This is a genomic window from Nonomuraea sp. NPDC049725, from assembly GCF_040674795.1.
In the GTDB taxonomy this organism is placed as follows: Bacteria; Actinomycetota; Actinomycetes; order Streptosporangiales; family Streptosporangiaceae; genus Nonomuraea; species Nonomuraea ceibae.
Genome location: NZ_JBFANJ010000001.1, coordinates 314149 through 331068, shown reverse-complemented (window position 1 = coordinate 331068; position 16920 = coordinate 314149). Strand labels below are relative to the sequence as shown.

Sequence of the window (16920 nt, the reverse complement as noted above, 5' to 3'; positions counted from 1 at the left end):
CCGTGACAGAAACTGAGACCACCCTGGTGACCCTCACGATCGACGGGTTCCAGGTCAGCGTCCCCAAGGGCACGCTGATCATCAGGGCGGCCGAGCTGCTGGGCATCCAGATCCCCAGGTTCTGCGACCACCCGCTGCTCGACCCGGCGGCCAACTGCCGCCAGTGTCTCGTCGACATCCCCGACGCGGGCAACGGCCGCGGCTTCCCCAAGCCGCAGCCGTCGTGCGCGATCGAGGTCGCCGAGGGCATGGTCGTGCAGACCCAGCTGACCTCGCCGGTGGCGGAGAAGGCGCAGCGGGCGGCGATGGAGTTCCTGCTCCTGAACCACCCGCTCGACTGCCCGGTCTGCGACAAGGGCGGCGAGTGCCCGCTGCAGAACCAGGCCATGTCCAACGGCCAGGGCGAGTCGCGCTTCCAGGAGCAGAAGCGGACGTTCGCCAAGCCGCTGCCGCTGTCCACCCAGGTGCTGCTCGACCGCGAGCGCTGCGTGCAGTGCGCGCGCTGCATCCGCTTCTCCGACCAGATCGCCGGTGACCCGTTCATCGAGTTCTTCGAGCGCGGGGCCAAGGAGCAGGTGGGCGTCGCCGACGGCGAGCCGTTCCAGTCCTACTTCTCGGGCAACACGGTGCAGATCTGCCCGGTGGGCGCGCTGACCGGCGCCGCCTACCGGTTCCGGGCCCGCCCGTTCGACCTGGTGTCCACGCCGAGCGCGTGCGAGCACTGCGCCTCCGGGTGCAGCCTGCGCACCGACCACCGGCGCGGCCGCGTCACCCGCCGCCTGGCGGGCAACGACCCGCAGGTCAACGAGGAGTGGAACTGCGACAAGGGCCGCTGGGCGTTCACCTACGCCACGCAGCCCGACCGGCTCAGGACGCCGCTGGTCCGCAACGAGGAGGGCGTGCTGGAGCCCGCCTCCTGGCCGGAGGCGCTGAGCGTCGCCGCCCAGGGCCTGGCCGCCGCCCGCGGCAAGGCCGGCGTGCTGGTCGGCGGCCGGGTCACGGTCGAGGACGCCTACGCCTACGCCAAGTTCGCCCGGCTCGCGCTCGGCACGAACGACGTCGACTTCCGCGCCCGGCCGCACTCCGCCGAGGAGGCCCGCTTCCTCGCGCACGCGGTCGCCGGCAAGGGGATCGAGGTCTCCTACGCCGACCTGGAGAGCGCCCCCGCGGTGCTGCTCGTCGGGTTCGAGCCCGAGGAGGAGTCGCCGATCGTCTTCCTGCGCCTGCGCAAGGCGTGGCAGAAGCGCGGCCTCAAGGTCACCGCGATCGCCCCGTTCGCCACCAACGGCCTGGCCAAGATGGGCGGCACGCTCATCCGCACCGCGCCGGGCGGGGAGGCCGACGCGATCGGCGACCTGGTCGGCACGCTGGCCGAGGGCACGATCGTGCTCGCCGGCGAGCGCCTGGCGACCGTCCCCGGCGCGCTGTCGGCGCTGGTCCGGCTGGGCGCCGCCTCCGACGCCCGCATCGCCTGGGTCCCGCGCAGGGCCGGCGAGCGCGGCGCGGTCGAGGCTGGCGCGCTGCCCAACCTGCTGCCGATCGGCCGCCCGGTCGACGACGAGAGCGCCAGGGCCGAGATCGCCCGCGCCTGGAACGTGTCCTCGCTGCCCGCCACCCCAGGCCGCGACACCGACGCGATGCTCGCCGCCGCCCGTGACGGGGAGCTCGACGCGCTGGTCGTGGCCGGCGTCGACCCCTACGACCTGGCCAACCCGGTCGCCGCGCTGGAGGCGCTGGAGAACACGCCGTTCATCGTCAGCCTGGAGACGCGCGCCAGCGCCGTCACCGACCGGGCCGACGTGGTGCTGCCGGTCGCCACCGTGCAGGAGAAGAGCGGCACGTTCGTCAACTGGGAGGGCCGGGGCCGCTCGTTCGAGGCCCCGCTCAAGGTGCCCGGCCTGCGCAGCGACCTCGCGGTCGTCGGCGACCTGGCCGACCGCATGGACGTGCACCTGGGCCTGCCGGACGCCAAGGCGGCCCGGCGCGAGCTGTCGGGCATCGGCTCCTACCGGGGCACCCGCGTCGCCGCGCCGAGCGTCGGCGCCGGCTCGCCCGCCGCCCCCGCCGCCGGCGGGGCCGTGCTGGCGACCTGGCACCTGCTGCTCGACGACGGCCGCCTCCAGGACGGCGAGCCGTACCTGGCCGGCACCGCGCGGGCGGCCGAGGCGCTGCTGTCGGAGAGCACGGCCGCGGAGATCGGCGTCGCCGACGGTGACAAGGTCGTCGTCGGCGGGCCCGGCCCGAACGCGGTCACGCTGCCCGTCCGCATCGCCGACCTGCCCGACCGCGTGGTCTGGGTGCCGTCGAACTCGGGCGGCTGCTCGGTCACGCGCGACCTCGGCGCGGTGGCCGGCGACATCGTCACCATCGGGAGCGCCTCATGACCTTCGTTCTCGCGGCCAGTCCGACCGTCGAAGACTTCGGCAAGGACCCGCTCTGGATCACCATCATCAAGGCGGTCATGCTCTTCGCCTTCCTGATGCTGGGCATCCTGTTCGGCGTCTGGTTCGAGCGCAAGCTCATCTCCCGGATGCAGAACCGCTACGGCCCCAACCGGGCGGGCAAGTTCGGCCTGCTCCAGTCGGTGGCCGACGGTCTGAAGATGGGCCTGAAGGAGGACATCTTCCCGCGGACCGTGGACAAGGTGCTCTACCTGCTGGCCCCGGTCATCATGGTGATCCCGGCCTTCCTGGCCTTCTCCATCGTGCCGTTCGGGCCGATGGTGAACCTGTTCGGCGTGCAGACGCCGCTCCAGCTCGTCGACCTGCCGGTGGCCGTGCTGTTCATGCTGGCCATGGGCGCCGTCTCGGTCTACGGCGTGGTGCTGGCCGGCTGGTCGTCGCGCTCGCCGTACGCCCTGCTCGGCGGCCTCCGGTCGGCGGCGCAGGTGGTCTCGTACGAGATCGCGATGGGCCTGTCGTTCGTGGCGATCTTCCTGTTCGCCGGGACGCTGTCCACCTCGGAGATCGTCGGCGCGCAGCAGCAGACCTGGTACGCCGTGCTGTTGCTGCCGTCGTTCCTGGTCTACGTGGTCTGCATGTTCGGCGAGGCCGCGCGCATCCCGTTCGACCTGCCCGAGGGTGAAGGCGAGCTGGTCGGCGGGTTCCAGACGGAATACTCCTCGTCGCTGAAGTTCGCCCTGATCATGATGGGCGAGTACCTGCACACCTTCACCGCCTCGGCCATCGCCGTGACGCTGTTCATGGGCGGCTGGCGGGCACCGCTCCCGATGAGCTGGGAGTGGGCGCACACGGGCTGGGTTCCGGTGCTCTGGTTCTTCATCAAGTTCGTGCTGACGTTCTGCTTCATCGTCTGGGTGCGCGCCTCGCTGCCGCGTGTCCGGTACGACCAGCTGATGTCGCTGGGCTGGAAGGTCCTGATCCCGGTCAACCTGGCGTGGATCCTTCTCGTCGCCGCCGTTCGCAACATCATCTACGTGAACAACGGCACGTTCGAGGGGAGCATCTACGTCTCCGCCGGGCTCGGCGCGATCGTCGTCATCGGGGCGCTGGCCATCTGGATGCGGTTCGACACCGTGAACCAGCGGCGCAAGGAAGCCAGGAAGGCGGAGGTCGAAGCCGAGTTCGAGGAGCTGTCCAACGAGCCGACGGCAGGCGGCTTCCCTGTGCCGCCGCTCGATCTGCCGCACTACCACGGGGTGCAGCACAAGGAGATTCCCAGTGGGACTAACTGATTGGCTGAACCCCGTCAAGGGCTTCGGGGTCACCTTCCACACGATGTTCAAGAAGCCCGTCACGACCAACTACCCGGAGGAGAAGAAGCCGACGGCTCCGCGCTTCCACGGGCGGCACCAGCTCAACCGCTGGCCTGACGGGCTGGAGAAGTGCGTCGGCTGCGAGCTGTGCGCGTGGGCGTGTCCGGCCGACGCCATCTACGTGGAGGGCGCGGACAACACCGACGAGGAGCGCTTCTCGCCGGGCGAGCGCTACGGGCGCACCTACCAGATCAACTATCTGCGGTGCATCCTGTGCGGCCTGTGCATCGAGGCGTGCCCGACCCGGGCGCTCACCATGACCAACGAGTACGAGCTCGCCGACAGCAACCGCGAGAGCCTCATCTACACCAAGGAGATGCTCCTCGCGCCGCTCACCCAGGGCATGGAGCAGCCGCCGCACCCCATGCGGCTCGGCGAGACCGAAGAGGACTACTACCGGCTGGGACGGACCAATGGGTGAGACCATCACTTTCTGGGTGCTCGCCGTCGTGTCCGTCGGCGCCGCGCTCGGCGTGGTCTTCAACCGGAAGGCCGTCTACTCGGCGCTGATGCTCGGCACCGTGATGCTCTGCCTCGCGGTCCTCTACGCCGTGCAGGACGCGCCTTTCCTGGCCGCGGTGCAGATCATCGTCTACACCGGCGCCGTCATGATGCTGTTCCTGTTCGTGCTCATGCTGGTCGGCGTCGACTCCTCCGACTCGCTCGTGGAGACGCTCCGCGGCCAGCGGTTCTGGGCGATCATCGCGGGCGTCGGATTCGCCGCGCTGATCATCCTGGCCGTGGGCAACGCGATCTTCGCGCCGCAGACGGGCCTGGCGATGGCCACCGGTCAGGGCGGCTACATCCGCTCGATCGCGCTGCTGCTGTTCACCAAGTACGTCTTCGCGTTCGAGGTCACCTCGGCGCTGCTCATCACCGCCGCGCTCGCCGCGATGGTGCTGGCGCACCGCGAGCGGCTGGCCAAGAAGGCCACGCAGAAGGACCTGTCCAAGGCCCGCTTCCTCGGTGACCGCCCGTCGCCGCTGCCCGGCCCGGGCACGTACGCGACCGGCAACGCCATCGACATGCCGGCGCTGCTGCCCGACGGGTCCGTGGCCGAGTCCTCGGTCAACCGCTACATCGCCCGCTACGACGTGGAGCATGGGCACCTGCCCGAGGACCCCAAGCTCGCCGAGGCCATCAAGCACCGGGCCGAGGAGGAGTCCAAGTGACGACGCATTACCTCATCCTGTCGGGCCTGCTGTTCGCGATCGGCGCCATGGGCGTGCTGATCCGGCGCAACGCGATCGTCGTGTTCATGTGCGTGGAGCTCATGCTCAACGCCTGCAACCTGGCGTTCGTCACGTTCGCCAGGCAGGTCGGCAACCTCGAAGGCCAGATCATCGCGTTCTTCGTGATGGTGGTGGCCGCGGCCGAGGTCGTGGTCGGCCTGGCAATCATCGTGACGATCTTCCGAACCCGCAGGTCCGCGTCGGTCGACGACGCCAACCTGCTGAAGTACTAAGAGGTGACTGGTGGAATCTCCTGCTGAGATCATCCAGCACACCGCTGGTGGCGCGATCGGCGTGTCCTGGCTGATGATCGCCCTCCCGTTGCTGGGGGCGTTCATCCTGCTGGTGTTCAACCGGTTCACCAACCGGTGGGGCCATCTGCTGGGCGTGGCCATGTCCCTCGCCTCGTTCGCCGTGGCGGTGCTGGCGTTCGTCGAGTTGCTCGGACTCGGCGAGGATCAGCGCCGCAGGGCCGTGCGGCTGTACGAGTTCATCCCCAGCCTGAAGCTGGACATGGGGCTGCTCGTCGACCCCCTGTCGGTCAGCTTCGCGCTGCTGATCACCGGTGTCGGATCGCTGATCCACATCTACTCGATCGGCTACATGTCGCACGACCCCGACCGGCGCAGGTTCTTCTCCTACCTGAACCTGTTCGTGGCCGCGATGCTCCTGCTGGTGCTGTCCGACAACTACGTCGGCCTGTTCATCGGCTGGGAGGGCGTCGGCCTGGCCTCGTACCTGCTCATCGGGTTCTGGCAGTTCAAGCCGTCGGCGGCGGTCGCGGCGAAGAAGGCGTTCGTCGTCAACCGCGTCGGTGACTTCGGGCTGCTGGTCGGCATGTTCATCATCTGGACGTCGTTCGGCTCGCTGGCCTTCAAGGACCTGGGCGCGCAGCAGATCGGCACCGCCTCCGACGGCACGCTGACCGCGATCGGCCTGCTGCTGCTCCTCGGCGCGTGCGGCAAGTCGGCGCAGCTCCCGCTGCAGTCGTGGCTCCTGGACGCGATGGAGGGCCCGACCCCGGTGTCGGCCCTCATCCACGCCGCGACCATGGTCACCGCCGGCGTCTACCTGGTGGTCCGCTCGGGCGCGTTCTTCGAGGCGTCCGACGTGGCCTCGCTGGTCGTCACGATCGTCGGTGTGGCCACGCTGCTCGCCGGTGCGATCATCGGTTGTGCCAAGGACGACATCAAGAAGGGCCTGGCCGGCTCGACGATGTCGCAGATCGGCTACATGATGCTCGGCGCGGGCCTCGGCCCGGCGGGCTACGCCTTCGCCATCGCGCACCTGATCGCGCACGGCTTCTTCAAGGCCGACATGTTCCTCGGCGCCGGCTCGGTCATGCACGGCATGAACGACGAGGTCGACATGCGCAAGTACGGCGGTCTCCGCAAGTACATGCCGATCACCTTCGCCACGTTCATGGTCGGCTACCTGGCCATCATCGGCTTCCCGTTCCTGTCCGGCTTCTACACCAAGGACGGGATCATCGAGACGGCCATGGAGCACGGCGCCTGGATGGGCTGGCTGGCCGTCCTCGGCGCGGGCATCACCGGCTTCTACATGTCCCGCATGATCTTCATGACGTTCTTCGGCGAGAAGCGCTGGGAGAAGGACGCGCACCCGCACGAGTCGCCCTCGGTGATGACCGTGCCGCTGATCCTGCTGTCGATCGGCTCGATCGTGCTCGGCTACTTCCTCATCATGGACAACAGGCTCATGCACTTCCTGGCGCCCGCGGTGGGCATGCCGGAGCACGCGCCCGTCCCGCACGTGTTCAGCACCACCACGGTGGGTCTGTCCACGCTGGCGCTGGTGGCCGTCGGCGCGGCGATCGCGTGGATGAAGTACGGCCGCGCCCAGGTGCCGGCCGTGCAGCCGCGCGGCTCGTTCCTCACCACCTTCGCCCGGCGTGACCTGTACGGCGACGCGCTCAACGAATCGCTGTTCATGCGCCCCGGCCAGTGGCTGACCCGCATCGCGGTGTACTTCGACAACCGCGGCATCGACGGGCTGGTCAACGGCCTGGCCGCGGGCATCGGCGGGAGCTCAGGGCGCCTGCGGCGGCTCCAGACGGGCTTCGCCAGAACGTACGCGTTGTCCATCCTGATCGGCGCCGCCCTGCTGACCGGCGCCCTGCTCCTCGTTGGGAACATCTGATGTCGTCACTCTGGCTCCCGATACTCATGGCGGTGCCCGTGCTGGGCGCCATCGTGGTAGCGCTGCTTCCCAAGGGCAGCGACAAGCTGGCCAAGCAGGTCACGCTGCTGGTCTCGCTGGTCGTGCTGGCGCTGACGCTCGTCATGGCGTTCCAGTTCACCGGCGCCCCAGGTGACCGGTTCAAGTTCGCGGCCACGTACGACTGGATCCCGAGCTTCGGGGTGCACTTCGGGGTGGGCGTCGACGGCATCGCGCTGGTGCTGATCGCCCTGTCGGCCGTGCTGGTGCCGATCGTGGTGCTCGCCTCGTGGCACGACGCCTCCGGCGTCAAGGCCGCCGACGGCACCGTGGTCGCGCCCAAGCGGTCGGTCAAGACGTACTTCTCGCTGCTGCTCGTGCTGGAAGCGATGATGATCGGCGTCTTCGCGGCGACCGACATCTTCCTGTTCTACGTCTTCTTCGAAGCCATGCTGATCCCGATGTACTTCATGATCGGGTCCTATGGCGGGGCGCAGCGGTCCTACGCGGCGGTCAAGTTCCTGCTGTACTCGCTCTTCGGCGGCCTGCTCATGCTGGTCGCGGTCATCGGCCTGTACGTCGTCGCGGGCAAGGGGACGTTCATGTTCCCCGAGCTCGTCGGCGCCATCCAGGACCCGGTGACGCAGAAGTGGCTGTTCGCGGGCTTCTTCATCGCCTTCGCCATCAAGGCGCCGCTCTGGCCGGTGCACACCTGGCTGCCCGACGCGGCCGCGCAGGCTCCGGCCGGCGCCGCGGTGCTGCTGGTCGGCGTGCTGGACAAGGTCGGCACGTACGGAATGCTCCGGTTCTGTCTGGAGCTGTTCCCCGACGCCGCCAAGGCGTTCACCATGCCGATCATCGTCCTGGCGGTCATCAGCATCATCTACGGCGCGATCGTGGCCATCGGCCAGACCGACATGAAGCGCCTGATCGCCTACACGTCGATCTCGCACTTCGGCTTCATCGTCATGGGCGTGTTCGCGATGTCGCAGGTGGCCCAGGAGGGCGCCGCCCTCTACATGGTCAACCACGGCTTCGCGACCGGCGCGCTGTTCCTGGCGGCCGGGTTCCTCATCGCCAGGCGCGGCTCTCCGCACATCGCCGACTACGGTGGCGCGCAGAAGGTCACGCCGCTGCTGGCCGGCTTCTTCCTGGTCGCCGGTCTGGCCGGGCTCTCGCTGCCGGGGCTGTCCTCGTTCGTCAGCGAGTTCATGGTGATGATCGGCACCTACTCCAGCCCGGCGTTCGGGTCGGGGGCGCTGACCGTCGCGGCGATCGTCTCCGCGCTGGCCGTCATCCTGGCCGCCGTCTACATCCTGTGGATGGTGCAGCGGACGCTCAACGGGCCGACCGCCGAGCCGGTCAAGGCGTTCAAGGACCTGAACGCGCGCGAGGTGTGGGTGCTCGCGCCGCTGGTCGCCCTGATCATCGGCTTCGGGTTCTTCCCCAAGCCGCTGCTCGACGTGATCACACCCGCGGTGACCAGCACGCTGTCCAACGTGCAGGTCGACAACCCGGCTATCGCTGAGAAGGGAGCCGGTCAGTGAACAACGTCATCGAGGCGCCGACGATCGAGTACGGCACGCTGGCGCCGCTGCTGCTCGTGTTCGCGGCCGCCGTCGTCGGCGTGCTGGTGGAGGCGTTCGCGCCCCGCTACCTGCGCAGGTCCATCCAGGTGCCGCTGACGCTGCTCAGCCTGGTCGGCGCGTTCGCGCTGGTGCTCGTGACCGTCGTCGGCGGCGGCGTGCCGACCGAGCCGGTCGCGATGGGGGCGCTCGCGGTCGACGGGCCGGCGCTGTTCATCTGGGGCGTCATCCTCGTCCTGTCCATCGTCTGCGTGCTGCTGATCAACGACGAGGGCCACTTCGTCGCCTCGGCGGCGTCGGTGCCCGGCAGCGCCGACGAGGAAGAGGCCGAGCGGGCCGGCAGCGCGCACACCGAGGTCTACCCGCTGGCGCTGTTCGCGGTGGGCGGCATGCTCATGTTCCCCGCCGCGAACGACCTGCTGACCATGTTCGTCGGCCTCGAGGTCATGTCGCTGCCGCTGTACCTGCTGTGCGGCCTGGCCCGGCGTCGCCGCCTGCTCTCGCAGGAAGCCTCGCTGAAGTACTTCCTGCTGGGCGCGTTCTCCTCGGCGTTCTTCCTGTACGGCATCGCGATGCTGTACGGCTACGCCGGGACCGTGTCGCTGGCGGGGATCGGCCAGGCCATGACGACCGGGGCCGCGCTGGACCCGCTGCTGCTGATCGGCTTCGCGCTGGCCGGCGTGGGCCTGCTGTTCAAGATCGGCGCGGCGCCGTTCCAGGCGTGGAAGCCGGACGTCTACCAGGGCGCCCCGACGCCCATCACCGCCCTCATGGCCTCCGGCACGCTGGTGGCCGCCGTGGGCGCGCTGCTGCGCGTCTTCTGGGTGGCGCTGGGCAACCTCGACTGGAACTGGCGTCCGGTCATCTGGGTCATCGCGGCCCTGACGATGATCGTCGGCGCGGTGCTGGCGATCACGCAGACCGACATCAAGCGGATGCTCGCCTACTCCTCGATCGCGCACGCCGGCTTCCTGCTGGTGGGCGTCATGGCCACCTACTCGGCCGCCGAGGGCAACGCGGTGTCGCTGCAGGCGATCCTGTTCTACCTGCTCGTGTACGGCATCACCACGGTCGGCGCGTTCGCCGTGGTCACGCTGGTGCGCGACCCCGGCGGCGAGGCCAACCACCTCTCCCGCTGGGCCGGGCTGGGCAAGCGGTCGCCGATCCTGGCCGGGGTGTTCGCCTTCTTCCTGCTGGCGTTCGCCGGAATCCCGCTCACGAGCGGCTTCTTCGGCAAGTACGCGGTCTTCACGGCGGCGCTGGGCAGCGCCTCCGAGGCCGGCGACTCGCTGGGCGGCTGGATGACCGGACTGGTCGTGGTCGGCGTCATCGCCTCGGCGATCGCCGCGTTCTTCTACGTCCGCGTCATCGTGCTGATGTTCTTCAGCGAGCCCGCGGCCGACGGCCCGGCCATCGCGATCCCCAGTGCGGGGACCGTGGCGGTCATCGCGGTCTCGCTGCTGGTTACGGTAGGAGTCGGGCTGTACCCGGAGCCCGTGCTCGACCTTGCCCAGCAGGCTGCATCTGGCCTTTTCGTTAGATAGGGGATCCCATATGTCCGCGCCTCCCGTTGTTGACCTTCCCATCGAGGACGAGCGGTTGGCGCAGGACGTGTCCAACGGGCTGGCCGCCGTGGAGAAGCTGCTGCGCTCGTCGGTGGAGAGCGAGGACGCCTTCGTCACGGAGGCGTCCAAGCACCTCATCGAGGCCGGCGGCAAGCGTTTCCGCACGCTGATGGTGCTGCTGGCGGCCCAGTTCGGCGACCCGTCGGCGCCGGGCGTGGTGCCCGGCGCCGTGGTGATCGAGCTGACCCATCTCGGGTCGCTCTACCACGACGACGTGATGGACGAGGCCCCGGTGCGCCGGGGCTCCCCGTCGGCCAACGCCCGGTGGGACAACACCGTGGCCATCCTGACCGGCGACTACCTGTTCGCCCAGGCTTCCGACCTGCTCGCCGACCTCGGCCCCGAGCTGATCCGGGTGCAGGCGCAGACGTTCTCCCGCCTCGTGCAGGGGCAGATCCGCGAGACCATCGGCCCTCAGGCCGGTGACGACCCGGTGGCCCACTACATCAGCGTGCTGGCCGACAAGACCGGCTCGCTCATCGCGGCCTCGGGCCGCTTCGGGGCGCTGCTGTCCGGCGCTCCCGCCGACGTGGAGGAGCGGCTGAGCCGGGCCTGCGAGGCGATCGGCGTGGCCTGGCAGCTCGGCGACGACCTGCTGGACGTGGCCTCCACCTCCACCGAGTCGGGCAAGACGCCCGGCACCGACCTGCGCGAGGGCATCAAGACGCTGCCGGTGCTCTACGTGCTGGCCTCAGATCCGTCGTCGCGGCTGGCCGAGCTGCTGTCGGGGCCGGTGGCCGAGTCGGACTTGGACGAGGCGCTGACGCTGCTGCGGGCGCACCCGGCGATGGCTCAGGCGCGGGCCGAGCTGGACGCGTGGGTGGACCGGGCTCGGCACGACATCTCCGGCCTGCCTGACATCCCGGCCAAGTCCGCCTTTTTGGCGCTATGTGACTACGTGGTCGAGCGGTCGGGCTGACGCCTTCTTCTTCGGCCGCCGCGCCCGTGCCGCGCGGAAGCTGTCGTACGTGAAGATCGCCAGCGCGATCCACACGATGGCGAAGCCGGCCCACCGGCTCGGCGGCATCGTCTCCTTGGCGATCAGCACCCCGACCAGGAACTGCAGCACGGGCGCGATGTACTGAAGCAGCCCGATCGTGCTGAGCGGCACCCGGATCGCCGAGGCGGTGAACGCCAGCAGCGGCAGCGCCGTGATCACCCCCGCCCCCACGAGCAGCGCGGCGTGCCCCGCCCCCAGGGTGCCGAACGTCGACTGCCCCTGCTGCTGCAGGAACGTCAGATACACCAGCGCCGGCACCAGCAGCACGAGCGTCTCCACGGTCAGGCTCTCGGCCGCCCCCACGTTCGCCTGCTTCTTGACCAGCCCGTACACCGCGAAGCTCACCGCCAGCACCAGCGCCATGTACGGCGGCCGCCCGTAGTTGACGGTCAGCACCAGCACCGCCAGCGCCCCGAACCCCACGGCCGTCCACTGCAACGGCCGCAGCCGCTCCTTCAGCAGCAACACCCCGAACAGCACGCTGACCAGCGGGTTGATGAAGTAGCCCAGCGCGCTCTCGACCACGTGGCCGGTGTTGACCGCGTAGATGTACGTGCCCCAGTTGACCGTGATCACCACCGCGGCCACGGTCAGCAGCCCGATCTTGCGCGGCTGCCGTACCAGCTCCTTGACCCACGACCAGTGCCGGCGCACGAGCAGCACCGCCACGACGGCGACCAGCGACCAGACGATGCGGTGCGCGAGGATCTCCACCGCCCCGGACGGCTTCAGCAGCGGCCAGTAGAGGGGGAACAGTCCCCACATGGCATAAGCGGCCACCCCGAACAGCACACCGCGTCGCAAGTCAGGCATGTCCCCCATCTTCGGGCATTACCATGCTTAAACACAAATGTGCACATCTATACGGGACTATGTAGAAGGTGTAAAGCGTTGTGCCGTCTGTAGAGTGAACCGTGGAGGTGCGCTATGGGTTGGCTGTTCGGAACCAAGACATCGATGGTCAGTCGCGAGGACGCCCTGCCGGGCCGCCCCGACCCGATCCCCGTCCCCGCCCGCCACGCCGTCCTCGACGCCCCGCTGGCCCCGCCCTACCCGCCGGGCGTGGAAGTCGCGGACTTCGGCCTGGGCTGCTTCTGGGGCGCGGAGCGCAAGTTCTGGCAGACGCCCGGCGTCGTCACCACGGCCGCCGGCTACCAGGGCGGCTACACCCCCAACCCGACGTACGAAGAGGTCTGCAGCGGGCGCACCGGACACACCGAGGTGGTGCGCGTCGTCTTCGACCCGGCCGTGATCTCGTACGAGGAGCTGCTGAAGGTCTTCTGGGAGGCGCACGACCCCACCCAGGGCATGCGCCAGGGCAACGACGTCGGCACCCAGTACCGGTCGGCCGTCTACCACCACTCGCCGGAACAGCAGAAGGCCGCCGAGACCTCGCGCGACGCGTACCAGAAGGTGCTGACGGAGGCGGGCTACGGCGCCATCACGACGGAGGTGGCACCGGCGGGGCCGTTCTACTTCGCGGAGGACTACCACCAGCAGTACCTCTTCAAGGTGCCCGACGGGTACTGCGGGATCGGCGGAACGGGCGTCGCCTGCCCGGTCGGACTGACCTCCGGTGAGGCCTGATCGGCTCGACTTGATCCACGCTGGGTGGATCAAGGAGGAGAACGCGAGGGTCTTCTGCGAGATCCTCGCGTCGCTCATCGGGTACGAATTCGACGATCTCGACTGGCAGGCGGTTGAGACGGGGTTGGCCAGCACCGACGATGAGCAGGAAGAACGCTGGTACGGCTATCCGCTCGTTGGGGAGACGGCGTCGCTTGATCTCAGGCTGGCACAGGCGGTGGGCGGCTCGGTGATCTCGGTCGAGGTGTACGGCGCTGTGGGCGACGTGCTTCGGGGACAGGTGGAACTGGCCTGTGATGTGGCCGCCGCTTATGGCATGAGCCGTTGATCACCGCAGGGAGATCCGAGCCTGGGGGCTCACCGCCCACGCATCTGGCTCAGACTCGCTCCCTGTAGCTGAGCGGTCGGTTACGCCGTGTCCGGGTTGTCTTGCGGGGATGTCTTCAGCCAGGCCTCGAACCAGTCTCCCGGTTCGACGTGTAGACCCGGGTCCAGGGCTGACCATTGCCCTGGACATCAACTCGGGTATCGCAGTCTCAGCTCGTCCATGGCGAGGTCCCAGAAGGACCTGTAACGCTTTGCGCCGGGTTTCCAGGGCGCGAGGTACCAGGCTTCCCATTCGCCTTCAGCGGTGCGGATGTGGGGATTGAGGAGGACCACTCCGTCATCCCAATACCCGGCCAGAAAGGTGTCGGGCACGTACTCCGCTCTGTAATGAATGGAGTCCTGCTCCGGTCCGTAGACGAAGTAGAGCTCGTCGGGCACGCTCCAGGAGTTCTCGGGTTTGGGTTCTGACCAGCTCTCGGCAATTGAGGGATCGACATCACTGAGCCGGCCGACTTCCTCGATGCGCAGCAGTCGGCAGTCGTCCTGGCTGCCCCACCCGTTGGCGAACAGGAGAAACTGCCGGTAACTCGGCGGTAGCTCCACACCCAGCCGCTCTTCAAGCTCGCGGATCTCCGCTTCGGTGGCCGGGGGATAGAGAGTGCCGAGCGGACTGGCCGCCGGGTGGTCAGTAGCCGCGGTCGCGGGATGCCGTGCGGGGAAACGGTCGGACCATGGGTACTGGGTGTTCATCGCGAGGAAGGTCTCCCGTTCCGAGTGGCTTGGGGGTGATCAAATATGCATTCCCCAGGTCAGGGCCTCTTGGGCCGTGGCCTTGGCCAGAGGCGCCTTCAGGAGAAACCTCTGTTGCCTTGGATATTCTATGGCTGGCGTGATTCTCTTTACCTGAGTAGGGATTTCCGAGACGGCTGTGTCGGTGGCCTCGGTGCGGACTGCCGAGCCAATGCGCTTGACGGCCGCAGGAGCTCATCAGTGCGGCGAACGTTATCGCGGTCGTGGCGCTCATTGCCCTTTTGTGGGCACGGGTCATCGTGGTAGTTGCAAGGAGCCGTTCTCATCGTGGCTGATGGGCGGTCTCGGGCGAGTACAAGACGAGGAGGGTCTGCACGATCGCGGGCGCGCGGCGAGGGTGGCGACGGTGCGGTCGCCGAGTACCAGGGCCTTGGCGTGGAGCCCATTGACTCATTCCCGGTGCGGCAGGTCCCACAGGTGGAGGATGGTCTGGTCCTTGGAGGCCGTGTACCAGGCGGCCTGCCCCGCTGATCGGGGAGGGCCCGAGACAGGGAAGGGGTAGGTGACCTGGCCGCGCAGGGCCATCGTGCGTGGGTCGACGAGCCAGTGGCGGGGGTCCTGCGCGTGGTCCTCGGTGCCGACCACGGCGGTGTCGTCGTAGGGGAACGCCGCTGCCTCATAGTCCCAGCGGACGCGGTCGTCGTCCGAGCTTGAGGAAAGGGGTACGGCTTCGTCGGCGTCCAGATGCCGTAGTTCGGTGCCATCCTTCGCCCGGTGCAGGTAGAGGGTCCACTGCCCCAGGTCCGTGGTCAGGAAGTGCTCCCCGGACGGGCTCACGGCGAGGAGGACCTCCTCGACGAGCCGGTGGACGGTGAGGTTCGCGCCGTCCCAGTGTCCCCACAGCACGGGCGAGTTCTCCTCGCCCTCGCCGATGGTCAGCCCCATGTCCGCCGGGTTCGGATGGGGGAAGTGGATGGAGCCCGATCCCACGGTCATCGTCTCGGCCCGGGTCAGCACCGTGCCGTCGGCGGGGTCGAGGATCAGCCATTCCTCGTTGACGTCGCGCCTCGCGTGGTTGCGGATGTGGGCCCAGAGGAGCTTGCCGTCTGAGGAGAAGGCCGCCGAGCCGCTGTCAGCGTGGCCGTGGTGGTAGTCGTCGGCGTACTCGGAGAACGAGGCATGGGCCTTGGTGCACACGGCGGCGGACCAGCAACCGTGCCGGATCTCCCACTGCACGGTGCCGGTCGAATCCACTGCTCGCAGCGCGTGCACGCCGGCGAACACGGCGAGATCACCGGTGGGAGAGACCGCCACCGAGCCGTACCGGCGGGGCCAGGGTGCGGGGAAGCGGACCTCCGTCCCCTCCCCGTCCAGGTCGCGGACGGCCAGCTCGGTGTCCCCACGCTGCACCAGCAGCCTGCGCCCGGGCCAGTGCAGCACGTGTGGGCCGTCCGCCGACGCGGGGTCGAGCGGAGCGGCGGCGGTGGCCACGAGACGAGCGGCGAACTGGTCGGAACCCCCGTGAATGGCATCGTTTGGCACAGTCGCATGGTTTCACAGGCCTCGGATGGTGCAGGTGGCGTGAAGTCACCCACTTTGTCCAGGCTTTCTGCGGTCGAGGCCGTCGCTGCCCTTCGGTGCAGCGCACATCAGATTGTGTTCTGACATACACTGCTGAGGTGAGCGCTAGTCATGCCGACGCAGTGACCTTCTCTGATCTGTCGAGAAATCCGCGAGCGGTAGCCGAACGTGCGGCACGCCTTGGGCGGGTGCGTGTCACGCACCGAGACGCGCCGGACTTCTACTTGACCGCAGCGGATCGCGAAGAAGATCGCGAACGGACTCTGGCCACCGCGTCTCGTTTGTTCCTCGCGTTGATCAAGCATGATCCCACCGCACAGGCCCTGGTCATCGCCATGCCCGAGGTTTTTCCCTGGGTTCGCCACCTGACTTCGACCGAGCTGCGAGCCTTCACGCTGGAGTTGGTCGAGGCCCTTTCCGATGCGGCTGAGCTGGACGTCGACGCCACCAGCCAGGAGGTCATTGCGGGCTGGCGGGCCACTGCCAGGATCAAGGCGGATCCTGCTCACTATGCCGAGGCGCGTAAGGGAACGAGCGGTGATTTCGGGCCGGTGCAGGTTTCTGCGTGAGCCCGAAGCGCGGAGACCGGGTGACGGTGCCGCCTCCTGATGGCGAATGGGATGTCCGGTTCGGTACCAGCGAGGCAGTCCGGGGCTGGGAAAAGCCATGCTCTGGCCGATACGCGTCGGTGCTTCGAGACCCTGCGGCTTGATCCTCGAACGGGCGCGGGTCATGATCGACAACATCGGCTACGTGGCGACCTCGCGATTCATCGTCACAACAGCAAGGATCTGGAGCAGTGGGAGTTCGAGGTCACCAGCGGCGGGCGCGTCCGCTACGTCATCGATGACGACGTTCGTACCGTCTGGGTGATCTACGCATCACCTCGACACCCGAAGGACACCGAGTAGGCGGCTGTTGTCGTGTGAGGCTTCGGGCTCTGAGCCTCGATCCTGAGGAGGGCAGGTTGCCCGGACGTGAATCACAGGCCGGTGAGCTGGGCGATGGCGTTCTCCGGGCACTCAGGCGGTGGGAGGGTCTGATCGAGGACATGGAGGGGTGGCCTGGTCAGGGCTCTTGCATGGTCTATGAGTACCTCGATGATCTGTCCTGTCGGGATGCTCTGGAGGACTGCTGCGAGACCCTGCGCGGGGCGGCTCGCGCCAGGGTCGTCAGCAGGCTGAGCCGTCTCGACGACCGCTATCGCGCTGTGACGTACGACGACGGCGGGGCTGAGCTCGCCCAGTATTGGCGGTCTCTTGCCGAGGGGCGCGAGACC

At 68.4% G+C, this 16920-nt stretch carries 15 protein-coding genes; 12 read left to right on the top strand and 3 right to left on the bottom strand.

The features are described from left to right. Positions 1-2 precede the first annotated feature (2 nt). From AB0J53_RS01755 to AB0J53_RS01715, 9 genes are all read left to right on the top strand, one after another. Positions 3-2384, top strand: coding sequence for an NADH-quinone oxidoreductase subunit G (locus tag AB0J53_RS01755; protein ID WP_357584696.1), 2382 nt, complete (start codon positions 3-5; stop codon positions 2382-2384). Next, entirely contained in the window at positions 2381-3694 is a 1314-nt protein-coding gene (gene nuoH, locus AB0J53_RS01750) for an NADH-quinone oxidoreductase subunit NuoH (protein WP_219504498.1), read from the top strand. Before AB0J53_RS01755 ends, nuoH begins: the two co-directional genes overlap by 4 nt. After that, entirely contained in the window at positions 3681-4196 is a 516-nt protein-coding gene (gene nuoI / locus AB0J53_RS01745; RefSeq protein WP_219504500.1) for an NADH-quinone oxidoreductase subunit NuoI, read from the top strand. The genes nuoH and nuoI overlap by 14 nt, the downstream gene beginning before the upstream one ends. Beyond that, positions 4189-4947, top strand: coding sequence for an NADH-quinone oxidoreductase subunit J (locus AB0J53_RS01740; protein WP_219504501.1), 759 nt, complete (start codon positions 4189-4191; stop codon positions 4945-4947). The genes nuoI and AB0J53_RS01740 overlap by 8 nt, the downstream gene beginning before the upstream one ends. Before the next feature lie 47 nt (positions 4948-4994). Continuing rightward, entirely contained in the window at positions 4995-5240 is a 246-nt protein-coding gene (nuoK, locus tag AB0J53_RS01735) for an NADH-quinone oxidoreductase subunit NuoK (RefSeq protein ID WP_049559522.1), read from the top strand. Between the two features lie 73 nt (positions 5241-5313). Further along, a complete protein-coding gene (gene nuoL, locus AB0J53_RS01730) occupies positions 5314-7167 on the top strand; it encodes an NADH-quinone oxidoreductase subunit L (protein WP_219504694.1) in 1854 nt (617 codons plus the stop codon). Beyond that, positions 7167-8732 (top strand): NADH-quinone oxidoreductase subunit M, encoded by a 1566-nt coding sequence (locus AB0J53_RS01725; RefSeq protein WP_219504504.1) that lies wholly within the window; start codon positions 7167-7169, stop codon positions 8730-8732. Before nuoL ends, AB0J53_RS01725 begins: the two co-directional genes overlap by 1 nt. After that, a complete protein-coding gene (gene nuoN / locus AB0J53_RS01720) occupies positions 8729-10315 on the top strand; it encodes an NADH-quinone oxidoreductase subunit NuoN (RefSeq protein WP_219504506.1) in 1587 nt (528 codons plus the stop codon). The genes AB0J53_RS01725 and nuoN overlap by 4 nt, the downstream gene beginning before the upstream one ends. Before the next feature lie 10 nt (positions 10316-10325). Then, on the top strand, positions 10326-11315 hold the full coding sequence (locus AB0J53_RS01715; RefSeq protein ID WP_219504508.1) for a polyprenyl synthetase family protein: 990 nt from the start codon (positions 10326-10328) through the stop codon (positions 11313-11315). On the opposite strand, the gene rarD is transcribed toward AB0J53_RS01715, so the two are convergent. After that, complete coding sequence (rarD, locus tag AB0J53_RS01710; protein ID WP_364167869.1) at positions 11283-12209, bottom strand: EamA family transporter RarD; 927 nt, start codon at positions 12207-12209, stop codon at positions 11283-11285. The genes AB0J53_RS01715 and rarD overlap by 33 nt on opposite strands. Positions 12210-12323: 114 nt before the next feature. On the opposite strand from rarD, the gene msrA reads away from it, so the two are divergent. Together msrA and AB0J53_RS01700 are read left to right on the top strand one after the other, a co-directional pair. Next, positions 12324-12983: a peptide-methionine (S)-S-oxide reductase MsrA gene (msrA, locus tag AB0J53_RS01705; RefSeq protein WP_364167867.1), complete on the top strand. Its 660-nt coding sequence runs from the start codon at positions 12324-12326 to the stop codon at positions 12981-12983. Positions 12984-12993: 10 nt separating this feature from the next. Continuing rightward, the gene (locus AB0J53_RS01700; RefSeq protein ID WP_364167865.1) at positions 12994-13311 is read left to right on the top strand and encodes a hypothetical protein; all 318 of its coding nucleotides are present in this window, start codon (positions 12994-12996) and stop codon (positions 13309-13311) included. A 188-nt stretch (positions 13312-13499) separates the two neighbouring features. On the opposite strand, the gene AB0J53_RS01695 is transcribed toward AB0J53_RS01700, so the two are convergent. After that, positions 13500-14060, bottom strand: a complete 561-nt coding sequence (locus AB0J53_RS01695; RefSeq protein WP_364167863.1) for an SMI1/KNR4 family protein — start codon at positions 14058-14060, stop codon at positions 13500-13502. 450 nt (positions 14061-14510) lie between these two features. Next, positions 14511-15602: a hypothetical protein gene (locus AB0J53_RS01690; protein WP_364167862.1), complete on the bottom strand. Its 1092-nt coding sequence runs from the start codon at positions 15600-15602 to the stop codon at positions 14511-14513. A 137-nt stretch (positions 15603-15739) separates the two neighbouring features. On the opposite strand from AB0J53_RS01690, the gene AB0J53_RS01685 reads away from it, so the two are divergent. Further along, entirely contained in the window at positions 15740-16210 is a 471-nt protein-coding gene (locus AB0J53_RS01685) for a hypothetical protein (RefSeq protein ID WP_364167860.1), read from the top strand. Positions 16211-16920 lie beyond the last annotated feature (710 nt).

Excerpts from the sequence above, each read along its gene's own strand:
- AB0J53_RS01715 (WP_219504508.1), top strand. The coding sequence starts at position 10,326 with ATGTCCGCGCCTCCCGTTGTTGACCTTCCCATCGAGGACGAGCGGTTG.
- AB0J53_RS01725 (WP_219504504.1), top strand. The coding sequence starts at position 7,167 with ATGTCGTCACTCTGGCTCCCGATACTCATGGCGGTGCCCGTGCTGGGC.
- nuoL (WP_219504694.1), top strand. The coding sequence starts at position 5,314 with ATGATCGCCCTCCCGTTGCTGGGGGCGTTCATCCTGCTGGTGTTCAAC.
- nuoK (WP_049559522.1), top strand. The coding sequence starts at position 4,995 with ATGGGCGTGCTGATCCGGCGCAACGCGATCGTCGTGTTCATGTGCGTG.
- nuoH (WP_219504498.1), top strand. The coding sequence starts at position 2,381 with ATGACCTTCGTTCTCGCGGCCAGTCCGACCGTCGAAGACTTCGGCAAG.
- AB0J53_RS01740 (WP_219504501.1), top strand. The coding sequence starts at position 4,189 with ATGGGTGAGACCATCACTTTCTGGGTGCTCGCCGTCGTGTCCGTCGGC.
- rarD (WP_364167869.1), bottom strand. The coding sequence starts at position 12,209 with ATGCCTGACTTGCGACGCGGTGTGCTGTTCGGGGTGGCCGCTTATGCC.
- msrA (WP_364167867.1), top strand. The coding sequence starts at position 12,324 with ATGGGTTGGCTGTTCGGAACCAAGACATCGATGGTCAGTCGCGAGGAC.
- AB0J53_RS01695 (WP_364167863.1), bottom strand. The coding sequence starts at position 14,060 with ATGAACACCCAGTACCCATGGTCCGACCGTTTCCCCGCACGGCATCCC.